We start from the raw sequence: 18,305 nt of genomic DNA on the forward strand, positions 1-18,305 counted from the left end.
CTTTGCCGCCAGCGGCCCCTCGTATTTGTGGGGTGGGGCAGCGGGGGCAGCCCGCCCTCGCGCGGGGGCGGCCGCGGGCGCGAGGCGGAGTCCCTAAACCCCACGGGCGCCGCTATGCCCCGCGGCGCCCCTCGCCCAATTCCGCCTTGCGGTCGCGGCCCGTCAGTTGCTGGTGATGCTGACGGCGTCGCCCTCGACCAGCAGCGGCGGCGCATAACCCAACGGCTTGTCGCCGGTCACGGCGCCGCCGGTAACCCGGGCTTGTATGTCGGAACCGAAATAGGCGTACGGGAATGGCGGCGGTGTCTTGCTGACCGTATCCAGCCGCGCGCGAAGCTCGGCGGGTAAAGTGAAATCCAACGCCGCCAGATTGTCCTGCAACTGCGCCAGCTTGGTGGCGCCAAGAATCACGGTGGCGATGCCCGGTTGCGTTGCCACCCAGTTGAGCGCGACCTGCGCCATGCTGCGTCCGAGTTCGGCGGCAACTTTTTCGAGCTCCGCCACGATCGCCCAGTTGCGCTCGGTGAACTTCTGGAACCCCGGATGAGTGGTGTTGCGAAAGCCGTCGAGCCGGCCGGCATGGCCTTCCTGCGTCGGCCGGTACTTGCCGCTGAGCAGCCCGCTGGCCAGCGGGCTCCACACCATGATTCCTGCGCCATGGCGGGTGCCGAAGGGCACGAACTCATTTTCGATCGAACGCTCCGCCAGCGAATATTCAAGCTGCAGGGCCGACACCGGCTCGTAGCCGCGCCACTCGGCGATCGTCTGCGCGCGGGCAGCATACCAGGCCGGCACATCGGACAGGCCGACATGGCGAATCTTGCCCGCACGCACGAGATCATCCATCGTGCGCATGACCTCCTCGGCCGGCGTCAGCCCGTCCCAGACATGGAGGAGGTAGAGGTCGATATAGTCAGTGCCCAACCGCTTCAGCGAGGCGTCCACGGCGCGCAAGATGTTCTTGCGGCCATTGCCACCGGCGTTCGGATTGCCGGGCTCCGCGTTGAAGGTGAATTTCGTGGCGATCACCGCTCTGTCGCGCAAGCCTCGCTCGGCGATGAATTCGCCGAGCCAGGTTTCGGCTGTGCCGCCGGTGTAGAGGTCGGCGGTGTCGAAGAAATTGCCGCCGGCCTCGACATAGGCGTCGGGGCGCGCGCGGTTTCCCTGTCCGCGCCCCAGCCCCATTCGGTGCCAAAGGTCATGGTGCCCAGTGCCAGCCGGCTGACGCGCAGGCCGCTGTTGCCCAGTGTGTAATAGCTCATGGTCATGGTGTTTTTCCTATCCTGATTTCTTGACGCCGGCTCACTGGCCAGGCGTCATCTTGACCCAGGGATTGCCGCGCTCATGCGTGGCGCGGAAAACGAAGCCGTCGACTTTCCAGCCGGTCCCGGAGCGAACCAGATGGTGCTGGTAGGTGCCCCAGACTTCCCACAGCGGGTCGCCATTGCCTTCCATCCGGTTCCAGGCATAGCCGTTCGAAGAGACGGTCGCCGCGTCCGCCTCAAAGATCACCTGGTGATTGGTGCGCAGATGCAGGCTGGTCTTGCTGCCCCTGAGGTTGCCGGCCCAGGTACCGATCAGATTGTCGGAGGGGATGGTGGCGGCAGGCTGTCCTGACAGGCTGCTGAAGTCGACGGTGACACGGTCGGCGAAATAGGAGCGGGCAAGCTTCCAGTCCTGCGCATCGACGGCACGGTCGATCGCGTCGGCGATGCGGATGACGGCGCGTTCGTCGGCGAGCGCGCGCCAACCGGACGGCTCGGCGCCGCCGGCATCGACCGGCGCTAGGGCAAGGCCTGCGGCGAAGGTAGCGTGTTTCAAGGCATCCATCTTTCTTCTCCTTTGTGCATCGGTGATCGCAATATGGGTCAGCCTGTCGGCATCGAGAAGATTGAAGTGTTCGCAAGGACTATGCGATATCATGCATGAATGGACCGGGATCTGCTCAGTCATTTGCCTGTCATCGTCGCCGTTGCCCGACGCGGCGGCTTTGCGCTTGCCGCGGCCGAACTGGGCATGTCCCCATCCGCCGTCAGCCATGCGGTGCGCTTCGTGGAGGAGCGGATCGGCCAGCCGCTGTTTGCGCGCACCACGCGCAGCGTCTCGCTGACGGAAGCCGGCAAGGCGCTGGTGGACACGGCAGCCCCTGCCCTCCAGGATATCGCCGACCGGATGGACCGCATCCGAGCCATCAAGGGCCGGCCCTCCGGCTTGCTCAGGTTGAACGTTCCCAACATCGCCGTTCCACTTGCCGTCACTCCCGTGGCCGCCGCGATGGCTGAACGCTATCCTGATGTGACCATCGAATTGCTCACCGACCAGGGGCTGGTGGACATTGTCGGCGAGGGTTTTGATGCCGGCATCCGGCTGGGCGAGATGATCGCACAGGACATGGTCACGGTCCGGCTGACGCCGCCATTCAACGCCGTGATCGTCGCCTCCCCCGCCTATGTCGGCCGGCATGGCCGTCCGCGCGGTGTGGCGGATCTTTCGGACCACAATTGCATCGGCTACCGGCTTGTGCGCTCCGGCGCACTCTATCGCTGGGACCTGACCGAGGACGGCAAGGATGTGGTGGCCGAGACGAAGGGTACGGTCATCGTCACCGATTCGCTGGCCGCGATCGACCTTGCGCTTGCCGGCGTCGGGCTGACCTATGTGTTCGAGCCGCTGGTGCGCGCGGAATTGGCCGCCGGCCGCCTCGTTCAGATCCTGCCGCAAACGGCGATCGAGGAGCCCGGCCTCTTCCTTTACTTCCCGCGCAGGGCGTCGACGGCGCCAAAGCTCAGGGCCTTCATCGACACCGCACAAGAAATCGGCCGAGCATCCTTGCGGACACCCGGCCGAGTTGCCTGAGCTGAGAAGCCCTTTTCGGGGCTATTTTTAAAACTACTTCTTCACCGCCGCCGCGACTTCCGCCGCGAAATCGGTCTCTTCCTTTTCGATGCCTTCGCCCAGCGCAAAGCGCAGATAGGCGGAGATCTTGGCCGGAGCGCCGATGTCCTTCTCGGCATCCTTCAGCGCCTGCTCGACAGTGATGTCGGGATTGAGCACGAAGGCCTGCTTGAGGAGCACGACTTCCTCGTAGAACTTGCGCAGGCGGCCTTCGACCATCTTTTCGATGATCGCTTCCGGCTTGCCGGACTGGCGCGCCTGGTCGGCGAAGATCGCCTTCTCGCGCTCGACCGCTGCCGGATCGATCTGCTCGGCGGTCAACGCCAGCGGGTTGGTGGCGGCGACATGCATGGCGACCTGGCGGCTAAAGGCGTTGGCGGCATGCTCATTGCCCGTCGTCTCGATCGCGACCAGAACGCCGAGCTTGCCAAGACCATCGGCAACCGCATTGTGGACGTAGGTTGCGACAGCACCGTGCGGGACGGTGAGCTTGGCCGAACGGCGGAAGCTCATGTTCTCGCCAATGGTGCCAACGGCGTCCTTGATGGTGTCAGTGACCGACTTGTCCGAACCCGGATACTTTGCGGCAGAGACAGCCTCCGTCGTGCCATAAGCAAGCGCGACCTTGGCGACATTGCGAACGATCTCCTGGAACTGCTCGTTGCGGGCCACGAAATCGGTCTCGGAGTTAACCTCGACGATGGCGGCCTCGCGGACGCCGGAGTCGACGCCGATCAGGCCTTCGGCGGCAGTACGGCCAGCCTTCTTGTCGGCCTTGGAAATGCCCTTCTTGCGCAGCCAGTCGACGGCCTCTTCGATGTTGCCGTTGGTCTCGGTCAACGCCGCCTTGCAGTCCATCATGCCCGCGCCGGTCAAGTCGCGGAGTTCTTTGACCTGTGCAGCCGAAATGCTCATTGTCGCCTCTTTGTTTTAAATGCACCGACGCACCACCGGTACTCGGTGATGCGTCCGTCTAGCGTGCCAAATATGAGAATGATGAAGGCCGCAACCGGCCTTCGATTGTCAAGCTTCCGGAGCGTCCGCAGCCGGGGCCGGAGCCGGATCAAGCGCCGGTTCGACCGGAGCTTCGACCGAGGCGCCGATGTCGACGCCGAGCGCGCCCTGCTGGCGGGCGATGCCGTCGATGGCAGCCTTGGCGATCAGGTCGCAATAGAGCTGGATGGCGCGCGCCGCGTCGTCATTACCGGGGATCGGGAAGTCGATCTTGTCCGGATCGCAGTTCGAATCGATGATGGCAACGACCGGAATGCCGAGGCGCTTGGCCTCGAGAATGGCGATCGCTTCCTTGTTGGTGTCGATGACGAACATCAGGTCGGGCGTCGAGCCCATGTCCTTGATACCGCCGAGCGCCTTGTCGAGCTTCTCGCGCTCGCGGTCGAGGTTCAGGCGTTCCTTCTTGGTCAGGCCCTGGGCCTCACCGGCCAGCATCTCGTCGAGCTTGCGCAGGCGCTGGATCGAATTCGAGATCGTCTTCCAGTTGGTCAGCATGCCGCCGAGCCAACGCGAATTGACATAATACTGGGCCGAACGCTGCGCCGCGTCGGCGACGATATCCGAAGCCTGGCGCTTGGTGCCGACGAACAGCACGCGACCGCCCTTGGCAACGGTGTCGGAAACCTGCTTCAGAGCCTGGTGCAGCAAAGGCACCGTCTGCGACAGGTCGATGATGTGGATGTTGTTGCGGGCGCCGTAGATGTAAGGCGCCATCTTCGGGTTCCAGCGGTGGGTCTGGTGGCCGAAGTGAATGCCAGCTTCCAAAAGCTGGCGCATGCTGAAATCAGGCAGTGCCATTCTTAGTTCCTTTTCCGGTTAGCCTCCACGGACACAGGCATTTTTGGACTTTGTCCTCGAACGCCACCGGAGGTTTCAGCCGGATTTCTCCCGGGCAGACACCAAAGTCCGTGTGTGGAATGAGCGCGCATATAGAGGGGAAGCGCTGCAAACGCAAGCGGTGAGGTGCTTCATCGCTCAGCGTGCGGCAATCAGCGCTCCGGTGCCGATCATGGCGCTGCCGGCGAACCGGTTAATCAGCCGCATGCGTTCGGGCGTCCTGAGCCAGCCGGATGCCCTGCCCGCCAGCGCGGCGTAGATGCCCATGGTGAGAATATTGGCGCCGACGACGACTGCCACCACCAGCAGGCCGTCGGCAAACGTCATGGTGTCGAGGTTGAGGATCAGCGGCATGATCGAGGCGTGGAACAGGATCGCCTTCGGGTTGCCGAGCGCCACGGAGGCGCCAAGCAGGAACGACCGCGACAATCCGGTTTGGGGGATTCCTTGCGCGGCCGATTGCGCGGCCGCGGCCCGCCACATCTTGATGCCGAGGAAAATCAGGTAGGCCGCACCGGCGTATTTCAACAGGAGAAACACCCATTCGAAGGTCTGGGCCAGCGCCACCAGCCCGAGCAGTGCCAGGGTGACCAGCACGGCATCACCGGCGGCAATGCCCATTCCGGCGACGAACGCACGCAGGAAGCCGCGTGCCACGCCGTTGGTGATCACCGTGAACATCGCCGGTCCCGGCGTGGCGGCGGCAAGTGTGATGGCAAGGCAATAAGCCAGGAATGCCGTTAGCGTCACGATCGGCCCTTTCCGTTGGGTACCCGTACGCGCCTGAAGATCGCAACGATCTCCTCGCGGCTGCATTCGATGGCGCCGAGCCGCACCGCCCGGTCGCGCTCGAAGCCGGTTATGTCATAGTGCGGCGCCGATGTCCTGGGCGGCCCCTGGTAGGACGAACGCTTGACGCCAAGCTCGGCGGCGAAACGATGCAGTTCGTCCGTATCGTCGGCCATCAGGTGGCACCAGCGATGGCCGGCCCATTTCCAGATCGCCGCATCGACATAGACCGCCATCGGGAACTGCCATCAAGCCTGCCGTGGCCAGCGCCGCATTGTTGCTATTTCGAGACCGGGCAAGGCTTGGTCTGATCGAACAGCGACAGGTTGACCAGCTTTCCGGTCATCGAGAACTCGCCATAGTCCATTGTGAGGTCGCGGGTGATGCCGTTCTCGTGCAGCTTGAAGCTGATGCGGTATTCCGGCACCTCTTCGCCCGATTTGTCGGTCTCGTCGAAATAGGCGATGTCGACCGGCCAGTATTTGTCGCCGGCAAGCCTGGCCAGCGCCGGCGCTTCGGGGTCGGCCTTGTCGCCCTCGGCCTTCTTGCCGACGATGACGGTGGTGGTCATCACCTTGTTGGCATCCTCCGAACCGTCGAACAGGCTGGTTTCGTAGAAATTCTCGCCCTTCTCGGCCTTGCCGATCAGTTCGACCAGATGCTGGGTCGGGAACTGAGTGGCGGCGAGTTCCAGGCTGTTCTTCTCGGGCTTGTCGATGTCGACCTTGAGGCCCTTGGTCTCTTTCGTGGCGGTGCCCTTGACCTCCTTGTCGAGGTTCTGGTCGACGAAGGATTTGGTCACGAACGAGAAGGTCTTGCCTTCGGCGTCCTCGAACGTGGTCGTCTGCTGGTCGGTCAGCCTGGTGTTGTCGCCGGTGGCGATCTGGGTGACGAAACGGAATTTTACCGTATAGCCCTCGCAGGGCGAGCCGTTGAACTCATAGACCATGCGGCCGGAAATGCCGGTGATGCCCGAGCGGTCCGACGCGTTGTCGAGGGTAAGATCGTAGACGGCGCGATGCGCCTGCAGCGCCGGCACGGCAAAGGCCGGAGCCATCGAGAACAGCACCGGAACGAGAACGGCGTGGAAGGCAAGGCGCGTTGCGCGCATAAGGGGCTCCGATCGTCGCAGCTGATGGCAGGCCGCAGGTAAAGATGGTCCAGCTTAAAAAAAGTCGTGGCGGAAGCGAGGCAAAAATAGCAATTTCGGCCCGGCCAGCGCGGCGTCTCCAAGCAATAGGGAAATACCATGAGTGAAACAATCGAAAAGCGGCTAAGCGATCTCGGCGTGACGATACCTGCCGCCGCAGCGCCCGCCGCGAACTATGTGCCCTATTGCAGGTCCGGCAATCTTTTGTTCACCGCCGGGCAGTTGCCGCTCAAGGACGGCAAGCTGCAGGCAAGCGGCCTGCTCGGCCGCGACGTCGACACGGCAACCGGCAAGGAAGGCGCAAAGTACTGTGCAATCAACATCTTGGCGCAGGCAAAAGCAGCACTTGGCGATCTCGAAAAAATCCAGCGGCTGGTCAAGATCACCGTCTTTGTTGCATCAGTGCCGGATTTCGTCGAGCAGCATCTGGTCGCCAATGGCGCCTCCGATTTCCTGGTCGCGGCCCTTGGCGAGCGCGGCAAGCATGCCCGCTCCGCCGTCGGCACCGCCTGTCTGCCGCTTAATGCCGCAGTGGAAATCGAAGCCGTCTTCGAGGTCGCATGAGCAGGACCAAGACAATGACCGACCTTTCCTGGCTGACCGCCCGGCCGGTGGCGCATCGCGGCTTTCACGACATGAACAGGACGCGCTGGGAAAACACGCTGTCGGCCTTCGCTGCTGCCGCCGAGCGCGGCTATGCGATCGAATGCGACGTGCACCTCTCATCCGACCGCGTTCCCGTCATCATCCATGACGGCGACCTCAAGCGGCTGACCGGCCAGGACGGCTTTGTCTGGCAGCGCACGGCAGCGGAACTGGCGGCGCTCAGGATCGGCGGCACCAAGGACCATGTGCCGACACTGCAAGAAGCGCTCGACCTGGTCGACGGCCGTGTGCCGATGATTGTCGAACTGAAGGGTGTGCCCGGTTACGACGAGGGCTTGGTGGCAAGCGTCGGCAAGATGCTGGAGCGCTACAAGGGCAAGGCGGCGATCATGTCGTTCGACCACTGGCTGGTCCGCGACTTCCCTAGGGATGCGCCTGGCATTCCGGGTGGGCTGACCGCCTACGGCAGGGACAATCAGTTGATCGAGGCGCATTTTGCCATGCTGGCACATGACCTCGCCTTCACCTCCTATGCCGCGGGCGATCTGCCGAACCCGTTCGTCAGCTTCGTGCGCGAAAGGCTTAAAATGCCTGTCATCACCTGGACGGTGCATGACCAGCCGGCGGTGGATCTCACTTTCAAATACGCCGACCAGATGACGTTCGAAGGGTTCGAACCCGATCTGTCAGTGTCGCCTGATGGAAGTGCCTGAAACGTGACTTGTAGCGGCCCCGACAGAGCTTAAATAAGCCCCATGGATCAGGGTGATGAAGGCGACGGGCAAACGGCGAATGCGGAGTTTTCCATCCGCGTCGCCGCCGGCATCAATGCCTTCACCTGCGACGAGTGGAACGGCTTTACCGGCACAACCCGCAGCGACACAGAAAATGGCTATAAACCTCTCGTTTCATATGCTTTTCTGAGCGCGCTTGAAGATTCCGGCTGCGCCGTGCGGCGTACCGGCTGGCAAGGTCATCATCTCAGACTGGAAAATGCCCAAGGCAGATTGCTGGGCGCCGTGCCCTGCTATCTCAAATCGCACAGCCAGGGCGAATATGTCTTCGACCACGGCTGGTCCGATGCGTTCGAACGCGCCGGCGGCAACTACTATCCGAAACTGCAATGCGCCGTGCCGTTCTCTCCGGTCACCGGCCCTCGCCTGCTGGTCAGCAAGGGCGAGGACAGCGCCATTGTGAAGGCCGGTCTCGCAGCGGGCCTGAAGGCGGTGACGGAAAAGCTCGGCGTGTCCTCCGCGCATGTCACCTTCGCCAGTGAAAGCGACGTTGCAACGCTGGAAGCAGCCGGCTTCCTGCACCGCACCGACCAGCAGTTCCACTTCTTCAACGAAGGCTTTTCGACCTATGACGATTTCCTCGCTACGCTGGCATCGCGCAAGCGCAAGGCGATGAAGAAGGAGCGGCGCGAGGCGCTCGCCAACGATATCTCGATCGACCGGCTGACCGGCAAGGACCTGACCGAAAGGGCCTGGGACGATTTCTTCGCCTTCTATATGGACACCGGCAGCCGCAAATGGGGCCGGCCTTATCTCAACCGCAAGTTCTTCTCGCTGATCGGCGAGCGCATGTCCCAGGATATCCTGTTGGTAATGGCCAAGCGCAATGGCCGCTATGTCGCCGGCGCCATCAACTTCATCGGCTCCGATGCGCTCTACGGCCGCAATTGGGGCTGCATCGAGGACCACCCGTTCCTGCATTTCGAAGTTTGCTACCATCAGGCCATCGACTTCGCCATCGAGCGTAAGCTGAAGGTGGTCGAGGCCGGCGCGCAGGGTGAGCACAAGCTGGCGCGCGGCTATCGTCCCGTGACCATGCATTCGGCGCACTACATCGCACATCCCGGCCTGCGCAATGCTGTGGCCGATTATCTCCGGCGTGAGCGGCGCGAGGTCGAGCGGATGGGCGAAATTCTGGAAGAGCATACGCCGTTCCGCAAGGATCTTGAGGAATAGCGATCCGCCCTGCCCTCGCCTGTCGATATCGCCGGACCATCTTGCCGGTCCGGGACAGCTTCGCTACACCGGGAGCATACTCCCGGAGCGCCGCCATGACCGAGGCTTACGACCCCAGCAATATCTTCGCGAAGATCCTGCGCGGCGAAATCCCGTCGCACCGCGTCTACGAGGATGATGCCGTGGTCGCCTTCATGGATGTGATGCCGCAAGGCCCCGGTCACACGCTGGTGGTGCCCAAAGCACCGTCGCGCAATCTGCTCGATGCCGATCCGGCGACGCTCGGCCGGCTGTTCACCACGGTCCAGACGGTCGCGCTGGCGGTCAAAAAGGCTTTCGGCGCTGACGGGGTCACCATCCTGCAGTTCAACGAACCGGCGTCCGGCCAGACCGTCTACCACCTACATGTCCATGTCGTCCCGCGGTTCGAAGGCATCGCGCTCAAGCCGCATACGGGGCAGATGGAGAAGCCCGAAGTGCTGACGGAGAACGCGGCGAAGATCCGAGCAGCGCTGAACGGTTGAGGTGGCGCGCGCCTCAGGGCGATGCGCTCAGCCACAATCCACCACGTCGGTTAGGAAAATATCAAACCACCCCGTGATAAAGTGCCGTACCAGGATGCGTTTGGGTTTTAAAAATCGTGGAACATTCGGTTGCGACATCAGAGCCGTTGGTAAAAGCAGCTGCCGGGCGGGCCTTTCTGCGCACCTTGGCGGACGCGTACCGGCGACACCGCCTGCTGCACGCGATGGCCATCGCTGCCGTGCTTTTGGCAGCCGCGGTCGGCCTGCGCACCGGAAACATGCCGGATTTCGGCGTGCTGGAAGACTATGCCCAATACCTTCTTTTCGCTTTCTGGATCGGTGGCTGCGCCTTCGCACTCGGCAGCTTTTTTCACCTTGCGCTCATCAAGCGGGATCCTGAACCGCTCGGCACTTTTCTGCGATCGATCGGCGGCGTCTTCGGCGACGCCGAGCGCAACGCCAACAGCCTGAATGGTCTGGCGGCGAGCATTGCGCTCATATCCGCTTTCGGCGTGTTGAAAGGGGCGGTCGCGATCCTTTCGCCATTCGCATGGGATCACGCATTGGCGCAGGCCGACCGGGTGCTGCATTTCGGCCGAGCGCCCCATGAATGGCTATGGTTTATCGTCCAGTCGCCGCTCGCCGTAAGATCGTTCAACCTGGCTTACAATTCCTGGTTCGTCGTCCTTATCGCCTCGGTCTTCATCGCTTGCATCACGCGCAGGGACACGAAGCTGCGTCACCAGTTCCTGATGAGCTTCATGCTCGTGTGGATACTGGCGGGTTTTTTCCTGGCGATGGGCCTGTCTTCGGCAGGGCCGTGCTTTTACGAGCGACTGGGGCTGGGCAGCGACTATCATTCCCTGATGCAAGCACTCGCCGCCGCCGATCGCATCTATCCGATCTGGGCGCTCAGCACGCAGGACATTGTGTGGAGCGGCTATATAGGGGCGACGCCAGGCAGTCTCGGCATATCCGCCTTCCCGTCCATGCATGTGGCGATGGCGGTGCTTTTCGCGCTTTATGCAACACGCCGCTCACGGTTGGCCGGCCTTTTGATGTGGGCATTCGCCGCAATCATCATGGTCGGCTCGGTCGTCCTTGGCTGGCATTATGCCGTGGATGGCTATGCGAGCGTTCTGATTTCGATCGCCATCTGGAAGGCGTGCGGGTACTTCCTGGGCAAGTTTGCACCCGAGGGCGTCGCCGCCTGACCTAACAACATCTGACCTGAAAAGCAGGGGCGCTGTGTGGGCAAACCGGCCAGCCAATGAAAAAAGGGCCCGTCACCGGGCCCTTTTTTCATAGGTGAACTTTTTAGCTCTTGCGCGGCAGTTGCGGCACCAGGCTGCGCTTGCCGCCATCCTTGCCCTTGGGCTCAGGCTCGTCCTTGCCCTTGGGCTGAGGCTTCTGCGCCACCGCCTTCTTGGCGACGGGCTTCTTGGCCACCGCCTTGCGGGCTTTCGGCGCCTCTTCCGGCTCCTGCTTCGGCTGCACCGGGGCTTCGTCGGCCAGTGATTCGAGCTTCAGGCCGGTTTCGCCGGTTTCCTTCTTCTCGACGGTGACGCGCACCGTGCCGCCCTTCTTGAGCTTGCCGAACAGCACCTCGTCGGCCAACGGCTTCTTGATGTGCTCCTGGATGACCCGGCCGAGCGGCCGCGCACCCATGCGCTCATCATAGCCCTTGTCGGCCAGCCAGGCGATCGCGTCGGACGACAGGTCGAAGGTGACGCCCCGCTCGGAGAGCTGGGCCTCGAGCTGCATGACGAACTTCTGCACCACCTGATGGATGACCGGCACCGGCAGCGAGCCGAACGGGATGATCGCATCGAGACGGTTGCGGAACTCCGGCGTGAACAACCGGTTGATGGCCTCGACATCGTCGCCTTCGCGCTTGGTCGATCCGAAACCGATCGCCGCGCGCTGCGCATCGGATGCGCCCGCATTGGTGGTCATGATAAGGATGACATTGCGGAAGTCGATCTGCTTGCCGTTGTGGTCGGTCAGCTTGCCGTGGTCCATGACCTGCAACAGGATGTTGAACAGGTCCGGATGCGCCTTCTCGACTTCATCCAGCAAGAGCACGCAGTGCGGATGCTGGTCGACCCCGTCGGTAAGCAGACCGCCCTGGTCGAAGCCGACATAGCCGGGAGGCGCGCCGATCAACCGCGAGACGGTGTGGCGTTCCATATATTCCGACATGTCGAAGCGGATCAGCTCGACGCCGAGCGAGGCAGCCAACTGCTTGGCGACTTCGGTCTTGCCGACGCCGGTCGGGCCTGAGAACAGGTAGGAGCCGATCGGCTTTTCCGGTTCGCGCAGGCCGGCACGCGCCAGCTTGATCGCCGAGGTCAGCGCGGTGATGGCGGTGTCTTGGCCATAGACGACGCGCTTCAGCTCGATGTCGAGGCCTTGCAGCACCTTCTCGTCGTCTGCCGAAACCGTCTTCGGCGGGATGCGGGCCATCGTGGCGATCGTGGCTTCGATCTCCTTGATGCCGATCGTCTTCTTGCGCTTGGCTTCCGGCACCAGCATCTGCGAGGCGCCGGTCTCGTCGATCACGTCGATCGCCTTGTCCGGCAGCTTGCGGTCATTGATGTAGCGGGCCGACAGTTCCACCGAAGCCTTGATCGCCTCGTTGGTGAACTTCACCTTGTGGAATTCCTCATAATAGGGCTTGAGGCCCTTCATGATCTCGATGGCGTCCTCGATGGTCGGCTCGTTGACGTCGATCTTCTGGAAGCGCCGCACCAGAGCGCGGTCCTTCTCGAAGAACTGGCGGAACTCCTTGTAAGTGGTCGAGCCGATGCAGCGGATGGCACCCGAAGACAGCGCCGGCTTCAACAGGTTCGACGCATCCATGGCGCCGCCTGAGGTGGCGCCGGCCCCGATCACGGTGTGGATCTCGTCGATGAACAGCACGGCGCCCGGATAATCCTCGAGCTCCTTGACGACCTGCTTCAGCCGCTCTTCGAAATCGCCGCGATAGCGCGTGCCGGCCAACAGCGTGCCCATGTCGAGCGCGAAGATGGTGGCGTCCTGCAGCACTTCGGGCACATCGCCTTCAACGATGCGCTTGGCCAGGCCTTCGGCAATCGCCGTCTTGCCGACGCCGGGATCGCCGACATAGAGCGGGTTGTTCTTGGAGCGGCGGCACAGCACCTGGATGGTGCGGTTGATTTCGCTCTCGCGGCCGATCAGCGGATCGATCTTGCCGGCCTTGGCCTTGTTGTTGAGGTTGACGCAATAGGCAGTCAGCGCATCCTGCTGCTGCTTCTTCTTGCCGCCTTCCTCCTGCGGCTCGGCGCCGTTCTGGCCGCCCTGCTCGTCATCGGCGCCGCGCGGCGAGCGCGTCTCCGATGCGCCGGGGCGCTTGGCGATGCCGTGCGAGATGTAGTTGACCGCGTCGTAGCGGGTCATCTGCTGTTCCTGCAGGAAATAAGCGGCATGGCTCTCGCGCTCGGCAAAGATGGCGACGAGCACGTTGGCGCCGGACACTTCCTCGCGGCCGGATGACTGCACATGGATCACGGCGCGCTGGATGACGCGCTGGAAGCCGGCGGTCGGCTTGGAATCCTCATCGTAACCGGTGACCAGATTGTCGAGTTCGGTGTCGATATAGGTCAGAACGGTGTGCTTCAGCTCGTCGAGATCGACGTTGCAGGCGCGCATGACGGCGGCCGCCTCGGTGTCGTCGATAAGGGCGAGCAGCAGATGTTCTAGGGTTGCATATTCATGGTGCCGCTCATTGGCGAGCGTCAGCGCCTGGTGAAGCGCCTTTTCCAGGCCTTGGGAGAAAGCCGGCATGTTACCTCACTTCTTCTCCATCACGCATTGCAGCGGATGCTGATTCTGTCGGGCGAAATCCATGACCTGAGACACTTTGGTCTCGGCCACCTCGAATGTATAGACCCCGCACTCGCCCACCCCATGATTGTGAACATGAAGCATAATGCGTGTGGCGGCTTCGCGGTCCTTTTGAAAAAAACGCTCCAGGACGTGAACCACGAACTCCATGGGCGTATAGTCGTCGTTGAGGATGAGGACCCTGTAAAGGCTGGGCTTCTTGGTCTTGGTCTTGGTGCGCGTAATGACGGCTGTGCCGCGACCGGCCTCATTGCCGTCGCCGTCACTTTGCATCCGCACCACGCTTGTCGTGGCAGTCAAACCTGAAGTCACGTAATCCTGCCTCTTTCGAATCCCCATGGCGAGTTCGATATGTAGGTGTTCGATGGACGATTTTAAGCCCTTCTTGTTAGCTGACAATATGGCTAGGTGGGCAAACCGAGGCGATTTTCAAAATCGTGAACCGCCAAAGCCCCGGAATTGAAACCGGCATGAAAAAACCCGGCCGCGCATCTGCGACCGGGTCTGTTTTGCAAGCCCGAAAGGCCGTGCCTGGTATTCTCGAGCGAAATTACTTCGCCTTGGCGACAATCGATTCGAAGGGCTTGTAAGCCTCCTTGGCGAGATCGGCATAGAGATCGCCGAACTTGGTCGCCTCGGCGACGAAGCTCTCATAGCTCTGCTTGGCGAAGTCGGACTGGATCTCGACCGCCTTTTCCAGCGACTTGGCGGAGAACAGCTTTTCGACCGCGGCGCTGCCGGCCTCGAAGCTCTTCTTGGTGTATTCGCCAGCTTCGGTGGCGATCGCCTGCGCGCCCTTAGAGAGCGAGGTGAAGCTCTTCAATCCGGTATCGGCAAACTCCTTGCCGTATTTCGAGAAGTCCTCGTAGGTCTGGGTCATTTGACGTTTCCCTTGCCGTTTTGAAGCGCCCTTGCCTGAGCGCGGTTGTGCAATGCACGAGAATATATTGTGCGCTGCACAAAAGTCAAGATTTCAGCGGCATCAGGCCGCGCTGCGCCGGCAACAGCTAAAATTCGAATAAAGAAAGGCTCAAGCCCGAGGAAAATGGTGAACGCGCCGGTTACCATAAACGGATTGGTAACGCTGGCCGCGATAGTTTGACGACAAGTGAGGTCGGATCCCTTTGCCGCCTCCAGGGCAATGAGTTTCAAAGGAACTATCAGTGCGTCAGGCGTTGTCGGTCTTCGGTTCAAAATCCGCATCTTCCCTCAAAACAATCATGATCCTCGCTTTGGCGATGTCATTTGTCGTTGCGGATGCCGCGTCCTCGATGGCCGCCAGGTCTTCGGCGATCGTCGTCGACGCCAAGACCGGCAAGGTGCTTTATTCGTCCGATGCCAACGGCCGGCGCTACCCGGCGTCGCTGACCAAGATGATGACGCTCTATCTGACCTTCGAGGCCATGGCGAAGGGCCGGATCAGCAGGAACACGCCCGTGCCGTTCTCGGCCAAAGCGGCGGCCGAACCGCCGACCAAGCTCGGCGTCAAGGCGGGCGGAGCGGTTTCGGTCGAGACCGCCATCCTGTCGATGGTGACCAAGTCGGCCAATGATTCGGCGACCGCGCTCGGCGAACTGCTCGGCGGCAGCGAAAGCAATTTCGCCCGCATGATGACCGCCAAGGCGCGCGCGCTCGGCATGGACGGCACCGTGTTTCGCAATGCCAACGGCCTGCCCGATCCCGGCCAGTTCACAACCGCCCACGACATGGCGATGCTCGGCATAGCGCTCAGGGAACATTATCCGCAGTATTACGGCTATTTCTCGCAGCGCTCCTTCCTTTACGGCCGCCAGCGCATCAATGGCCACAACCGTCTGCTCGGCCGCATCAAGGGCGTCGACGGCATCAAGACCGGCTATACCCGCGCCTCCGGCTTCAACCTCGTCTCGTCGGTTTCGGATGGCAACCGCCGCCTCGTCGCCGTCGTCATGGGCGGCACTTCGGGGCGCAGCCGCGACAACCAGATGGCCGGCCTGATCAACGCCTACATGCCGCGCGCATCGACCCGCGGCGGCGGCGCCCTGGTCGCCAAGGCCGGCGGCGACAATCCGGCCAAGGCGCTGGCCAAGGTCTTCCTGCCCAAGCATGACGCGCCGACGACGCCGGATGGCAAGCCGATCGTTGAAGACGATGCCGTAGCGTCCAATGACGATCCGACATCCGCTGACGAGCAGTCTGCTGAAGGCCAGTCTGCCGACGAACAGACGGTGGCCGCGGTCGAAGAGCCCGCCCCCGTCGTCAAGACCAGGAAGGTCAAGACCGTCATCGTGACGGCGCCGAAGGTCGAAACTGCGCAGATTGTGGCTGCCTATGCCGAACCCACGCCTGTATCCCCACAGGCGGTCGACCCGGTCAACACGGCCTCGGTGCCGGCTGGTTGGGCGGTGCAGGTGGCGTCGTCGCCCAAGCAGTCCGAAGCCCAGGCTTTCCTCGACAAGACCGCCAAGCTGGCGCCCAAAGTTCTTGGGGCTGCTTCCGGTTTCACCGTCGCCTTCGAAAAGGATGGCGAGACCTATTACCGCGCCCGGTTCGGCGGCTTCCGCTCGAAGGACGCGGCCTGGAATGCCTGCAATGCCCTGAAGAAAAAGAAAATCGCCTGCTACGCCGTCCAACAGTAGGGCGGCGTCGGAACCATCTCCCGGAAATTTACTGCGTCGAAGGAGACTAGTTGTGATTGGAGAGCAAGACGTCCTTGGCTTCGTTGATCCGCGCCGCCAGGAAAGACGTGCCGCCGATGTCGGGGTGCAGGCGCTGCATCAGGCGGCGGTGCGCCTTGCGGACATCCGCCGCGGCGGCCCCCGCTTCAAGACCAAGGATCTTGTAGGCCTCCTCCTTAGTCATGGCGCCCGCACCTGGCGCAACACCCAGCCCTTCGCCACCGTTCGCCTCAGCGTCTTTGCGCCAGACGGGAAAACGGCCGTCAAGATACGTCTCTAGGAGCTGGCGGCTCTCCGGGTCGCCGGGGAGTTCGCGGTAAAGCTGCTGCAGCTCGGCCAGGCCCATCGCGCCCAGCATCTTGCCTTCATGGCGGCCGGCCAGAACCAGGCCTTCAAGCCCGCCCGTATCGTGATCAAGCTCCATTTCCAGTGCGGCGGTCCGCACCGTCGAGCGCTTGCCGGGCGCCGGCCCGACCGACGGCCGCTTCATTCGCATCGAACCGTACCAGGCAAGGGCCGCGGCCAGAATGAGGCCGGCAATGCCTTCGCGCCCGACCACCAGCACGGCGAGCCCGACCAGCGCCAGAAGCACCGGCCCGAGCGTGCGCATGCCGCTTGCCAGTTTTTGCGCATCGGCGCGGACAAAGATCGTCGCCGCGCCGAGCAGCACCAGAAACAGTGCAACAAGTGCAATGATAGCGCCCATCAATTCCCGCCGCCCCTGAGATGCTCGATCAGCAGCCGGTCTCCCGGCCTGTCCCTTGCCTCGAGCGCCTTCAATCCACCCGTCGCATAGACGGCGACCGCCGAAAGCAGCCCGGCCAAGGTCGCGGCGGCCCGCCGATCAAATCGGAACCAAGCCCCTTTGGACAGCCGCGCAATCTCCTTGAACGCCTTTTCTGCGCCGGGATCATGGCCTTCCTGGAAGACGAAGACGGGAGCGCCGTGCAGACCGAGGCTGCCGGCCTTCTGCGCCAGGTCGTCGATATCCTCTTCCATGGCGTCCCCGATATAGACCAGAGCATTGACCTTGGCCGCCGCCGTTTCCTTCAGCGCATGCGCCAGCACCTTGCCGATCTGGGTGTGGCCGGCACGGCAGTCGATCCGCGTCATCAGCTGCTTCAGGGCATTGGTGTCGGCGACAAAAGCCGACGAGCGGCACTCGCCCAACCCGCGAAAATAGGCCAGTTGGACGCTGAGAGTTCCGGCCTTGCCGACGGCGCCAAACATTTCGCCCTGCAGCTTGGTGGCGAGATCCCAGGTCGGCTGGCGGCTCATCGTGGCGTCGAGCGCAAGGATCAGCCGCCCGGAGCCGGTCGCGGACGCGGCAAGCGTCCGGGCCTGACGGATGAAGGCGTCGATCTCGCCGGCATTGGATTGAGGCTTGACCGGCGCAGGACTGGCCCTTGCGGGCACGCGCTGCTTCTTGTCGCTCATAAGAAGCAAGATGTGGCGTTGTCGAGCCCCTTGCAAGTCCAGCCTTGGACAAGATGAAGGGCCAGCGCTCGACGCTCTGGGAGAAGCGGCCGCGCCCTTGGCTCTACAGCAAGCCCAGATCGGCGAGCTCGCGCTTCAGTTTCGGCGGCATCTCGACCATTCCGGCCTTGCCCTTGCCGAAATCTGCGGGCGCATCCGACGGTTTGAGATAACGCCAGCCCTGGAAGGCGCGGCGCGGCTGCCAGTCGGTGCGCACGACGTCGAGGTCGAGCATCAGGCGGCAACGGCCGATGCCTTCGTCGTCGGTGAAGGGCCTGATATCAGTGATCAGCTGGCGGCATTGCACGCTGCCCTTGATCACCCAATAAAGCGAACCGCCATCGGTGACCTCGGCGCCGCGCGCCGGCACCATGCGGGTGGTGTGCCAGTGCTCGGCGGGTTCGCCGGCGCGGCGGCGCTCATCGACGCGAAAGGCGATCCATTCTTCGAGGTCCTCGACGCTGTCGCAACCGACGCACAGTTTTAGGAGATTGAGTGCCATCGCTTAAGGTTTAGTCCG

The 18,305-nt window shown here is 62.6% G+C and carries 20 protein-coding genes and 1 pseudogene; 7 read left to right on the plus strand and 14 right to left on the minus strand.

The features are described 5' to 3' along the window. Window positions 1-162: 162 nt before the first annotated feature. Window positions 163-1,268, minus strand: a pseudogene (locus NKH38_RS10435) (aldo/keto reductase). Between the two features lie 34 nt (window positions 1,269-1,302). Beyond that, complete coding sequence (locus NKH38_RS10440) at window positions 1,303-1,830, minus strand: nuclear transport factor 2 family protein (RefSeq protein ID WP_352759830.1); 528 nt, start codon at window positions 1,828-1,830, stop codon at window positions 1,303-1,305. A 99-nt stretch (window positions 1,831-1,929) separates the two neighbouring features. Here NKH38_RS10440 and NKH38_RS10445 point away from each other — a divergent pair, with 99 nt between their 5' ends. Further along, window positions 1,930-2,856, plus strand: a complete 927-nt coding sequence (locus NKH38_RS10445; RefSeq protein ID WP_352759833.1) for a LysR family transcriptional regulator — start codon at window positions 1,930-1,932, stop codon at window positions 2,854-2,856. Between the two features lie 33 nt (window positions 2,857-2,889). On the opposite strand, the gene tsf is transcribed toward NKH38_RS10445, so the two are convergent. The 5 genes from tsf to NKH38_RS10470 form a co-directional block, all read right to left on the minus strand. Next, window positions 2,890-3,810: a translation elongation factor Ts gene (gene tsf, locus NKH38_RS10450; protein ID WP_352759836.1), complete on the minus strand. Its 921-nt coding sequence runs from the start codon at window positions 3,808-3,810 to the stop codon at window positions 2,890-2,892. A gap of 108 nt (window positions 3,811-3,918) precedes the next feature. Beyond that, window positions 3,919-4,707, minus strand: a complete 789-nt coding sequence (gene rpsB, locus NKH38_RS10455; RefSeq protein ID WP_023671022.1) for a 30S ribosomal protein S2 — start codon at window positions 4,705-4,707, stop codon at window positions 3,919-3,921. Window positions 4,708-4,884: 177 nt separating this feature from the next. Then, a complete protein-coding gene (locus NKH38_RS10460) occupies window positions 4,885-5,496 on the minus strand; it encodes a LysE family translocator (RefSeq protein ID WP_023730120.1) in 612 nt (203 codons plus the stop codon). After that, window positions 5,493-5,771 carry a DUF4031 domain-containing protein gene (locus NKH38_RS10465; RefSeq protein WP_023671020.1) on the minus strand — a complete coding sequence of 93 codons (279 nt, stop codon included), beginning with the start codon at window positions 5,769-5,771 and terminating at the stop codon, window positions 5,493-5,495. Before NKH38_RS10465 ends, NKH38_RS10460 begins: the two co-directional genes overlap by 4 nt. Before the next feature lie 44 nt (window positions 5,772-5,815). Further along, a complete protein-coding gene (locus NKH38_RS10470; RefSeq protein WP_352759840.1) occupies window positions 5,816-6,646 on the minus strand; it encodes a cell envelope integrity EipB family protein in 831 nt (276 codons plus the stop codon). Between the two features lie 138 nt (window positions 6,647-6,784). On the opposite strand from NKH38_RS10470, the gene NKH38_RS10475 reads away from it, so the two are divergent. The 5 genes from NKH38_RS10475 (at window position 6,785) to NKH38_RS10495 (ending at window position 10,999) form a co-directional block, all read left to right on the plus strand. Next, window positions 6,785-7,249: a RidA family protein gene (locus tag NKH38_RS10475; RefSeq protein ID WP_023693441.1), complete on the plus strand. Its 465-nt coding sequence runs from the start codon at window positions 6,785-6,787 to the stop codon at window positions 7,247-7,249. A 14-nt stretch (window positions 7,250-7,263) separates the two neighbouring features. Further along, entirely contained in the window at window positions 7,264-8,004 is a 741-nt protein-coding gene (locus NKH38_RS10480; RefSeq protein ID WP_352759844.1) for a glycerophosphodiester phosphodiesterase, read from the plus strand. Window positions 8,005-8,046: 42 nt separating this feature from the next. Continuing rightward, complete coding sequence (locus NKH38_RS10485) at window positions 8,047-9,261, plus strand: GNAT family N-acetyltransferase (RefSeq protein WP_352759846.1); 1,215 nt, start codon at window positions 8,047-8,049, stop codon at window positions 9,259-9,261. Between the two features lie 95 nt (window positions 9,262-9,356). Then, the gene (locus NKH38_RS10490; protein ID WP_023730124.1) at window positions 9,357-9,785 is read left to right on the plus strand and encodes an HIT family protein; all 429 of its coding nucleotides are present in this window, start codon (window positions 9,357-9,359) and stop codon (window positions 9,783-9,785) included. A 224-nt stretch (window positions 9,786-10,009) separates the two neighbouring features. Beyond that, on the plus strand, window positions 10,010-10,999 hold the full coding sequence (locus NKH38_RS10495) for a phosphatase PAP2 family protein (protein WP_352759849.1): 990 nt from the start codon (window positions 10,010-10,012) through the stop codon (window positions 10,997-10,999). A gap of 103 nt (window positions 11,000-11,102) precedes the next feature. On the opposite strand, the gene clpA is transcribed toward NKH38_RS10495, so the two are convergent. From clpA to NKH38_RS10515, 4 genes are all read right to left on the minus strand, one after another. Next, entirely contained in the window at window positions 11,103-13,592 is a 2,490-nt protein-coding gene (gene clpA, locus NKH38_RS10500; protein ID WP_023671013.1) for an ATP-dependent Clp protease ATP-binding subunit ClpA, read from the minus strand. Window positions 13,593-13,598: 6 nt separating this feature from the next. Next, window positions 13,599-13,925, minus strand: coding sequence for an ATP-dependent Clp protease adapter ClpS (clpS, locus tag NKH38_RS10505; protein WP_023671012.1), 327 nt, complete (start codon window positions 13,923-13,925; stop codon window positions 13,599-13,601). Between the two features lie 277 nt (window positions 13,926-14,202). Next, window positions 14,203-14,532 (minus strand): phasin family protein, encoded by a 330-nt coding sequence (locus NKH38_RS10510; RefSeq protein ID WP_023671011.1) that lies wholly within the window; start codon window positions 14,530-14,532, stop codon window positions 14,203-14,205. Next, entirely contained in the window at window positions 14,529-14,804 is a 276-nt protein-coding gene (locus NKH38_RS10515) for a hypothetical protein (RefSeq protein WP_352759851.1), read from the minus strand. The genes NKH38_RS10510 and NKH38_RS10515 overlap by 4 nt, the downstream gene beginning before the upstream one ends. Before the next feature lie 68 nt (window positions 14,805-14,872). Here NKH38_RS10515 and NKH38_RS10520 point away from each other — a divergent pair, with 68 nt between their 5' ends. After that, entirely contained in the window at window positions 14,873-16,270 is a 1,398-nt protein-coding gene (locus NKH38_RS10520; protein WP_502896584.1) for an SPOR domain-containing protein, read from the plus strand. 46 nt (window positions 16,271-16,316) lie between these two features. On the opposite strand, the gene NKH38_RS10525 is transcribed toward NKH38_RS10520, so the two are convergent. The 3 genes from NKH38_RS10525 to NKH38_RS10535 all read right to left on the minus strand — a co-directional run bounded on the left by NKH38_RS10525 (window position 16,317) and on the right by NKH38_RS10535 (window position 18,287). Further along, window positions 16,317-17,015, minus strand: coding sequence for a DnaJ domain-containing protein (locus NKH38_RS10525; RefSeq protein WP_023700739.1), 699 nt, complete (start codon window positions 17,013-17,015; stop codon window positions 16,317-16,319). Further along, a complete protein-coding gene (locus NKH38_RS10530; RefSeq protein WP_352760238.1) occupies window positions 17,015-17,746 on the minus strand; it encodes a VWA domain-containing protein in 732 nt (243 codons plus the stop codon). Before NKH38_RS10530 ends, NKH38_RS10525 begins: the two co-directional genes overlap by 1 nt. 103 nt (window positions 17,747-17,849) lie before the next feature. Continuing rightward, complete coding sequence (locus NKH38_RS10535) at window positions 17,850-18,287, minus strand: DUF1489 family protein (protein ID WP_023688589.1); 438 nt, start codon at window positions 18,285-18,287, stop codon at window positions 17,850-17,852. Window positions 18,288-18,305: the final 18 nt, after the last annotated feature.

The organism is Mesorhizobium sp. M1078, assembly GCF_040318615.1.
In the GTDB taxonomy this organism is placed as follows: domain Bacteria; phylum Pseudomonadota; class Alphaproteobacteria; order Rhizobiales; family Rhizobiaceae; genus Mesorhizobium.

What these genes read in the sequence shown, in the direction of transcription:
- NKH38_RS10535 (WP_023688589.1), bottom strand. Translation starts at nt 18,287, where the DNA reads ATGGCACTCAATCTCCTAAAACTGTGCGTCGGTTGCGACAGCGTCGAG.
- tsf (WP_352759836.1), bottom strand. Translation starts at nt 3,810, where the DNA reads ATGAGCATTTCGGCTGCACAGGTCAAAGAACTCCGCGACTTGACCGGC.
- NKH38_RS10510 (WP_023671011.1), bottom strand. Translation starts at nt 14,532, where the DNA reads ATGACCCAGACCTACGAGGACTTCTCGAAATACGGCAAGGAGTTTGCC.
- NKH38_RS10495 (WP_352759849.1), top strand. Translation starts at nt 10,010, where the DNA reads ATGGCCATCGCTGCCGTGCTTTTGGCAGCCGCGGTCGGCCTGCGCACC.
- NKH38_RS10470 (WP_352759840.1), bottom strand. Translation starts at nt 6,646, where the DNA reads ATGCGCGCAACGCGCCTTGCCTTCCACGCCGTTCTCGTTCCGGTGCTG.
- NKH38_RS10490 (WP_023730124.1), top strand. Translation starts at nt 9,357, where the DNA reads ATGACCGAGGCTTACGACCCCAGCAATATCTTCGCGAAGATCCTGCGC.
- NKH38_RS10475 (WP_023693441.1), top strand. Translation starts at nt 6,785, where the DNA reads ATGAGTGAAACAATCGAAAAGCGGCTAAGCGATCTCGGCGTGACGATA.
- clpS (WP_023671012.1), bottom strand. Translation starts at nt 13,925, where the DNA reads ATGCAAAGTGACGGCGACGGCAATGAGGCCGGTCGCGGCACAGCCGTC.
- NKH38_RS10520 (WP_502896584.1), top strand. Translation starts at nt 14,873, where the DNA reads ATGATCCTCGCTTTGGCGATGTCATTTGTCGTTGCGGATGCCGCGTCC.
- NKH38_RS10440 (WP_352759830.1), bottom strand. Translation starts at nt 1,830, where the DNA reads ATGGATGCCTTGAAACACGCTACCTTCGCCGCAGGCCTTGCCCTAGCG.
- NKH38_RS10445 (WP_352759833.1), top strand. Translation starts at nt 1,930, where the DNA reads ATGGACCGGGATCTGCTCAGTCATTTGCCTGTCATCGTCGCCGTTGCC.
- NKH38_RS10465 (WP_023671020.1), bottom strand. Translation starts at nt 5,771, where the DNA reads ATGGCGGTCTATGTCGATGCGGCGATCTGGAAATGGGCCGGCCATCGC.
- NKH38_RS10530 (WP_352760238.1), bottom strand. Translation starts at nt 17,746, where the DNA reads ATGAGCGACAAGAAGCAGCGCGTGCCCGCAAGGGCCAGTCCTGCGCCG.
- NKH38_RS10480 (WP_352759844.1), top strand. Translation starts at nt 7,264, where the DNA reads ATGACCGACCTTTCCTGGCTGACCGCCCGGCCGGTGGCGCATCGCGGC.
- NKH38_RS10485 (WP_352759846.1), top strand. Translation starts at nt 8,047, where the DNA reads ATGGATCAGGGTGATGAAGGCGACGGGCAAACGGCGAATGCGGAGTTT.
- NKH38_RS10525 (WP_023700739.1), bottom strand. Translation starts at nt 17,015, where the DNA reads ATGGGCGCTATCATTGCACTTGTTGCACTGTTTCTGGTGCTGCTCGGC.
- rpsB (WP_023671022.1), bottom strand. Translation starts at nt 4,707, where the DNA reads ATGGCACTGCCTGATTTCAGCATGCGCCAGCTTTTGGAAGCTGGCATT.
- clpA (WP_023671013.1), bottom strand. Translation starts at nt 13,592, where the DNA reads ATGCCGGCTTTCTCCCAAGGCCTGGAAAAGGCGCTTCACCAGGCGCTG.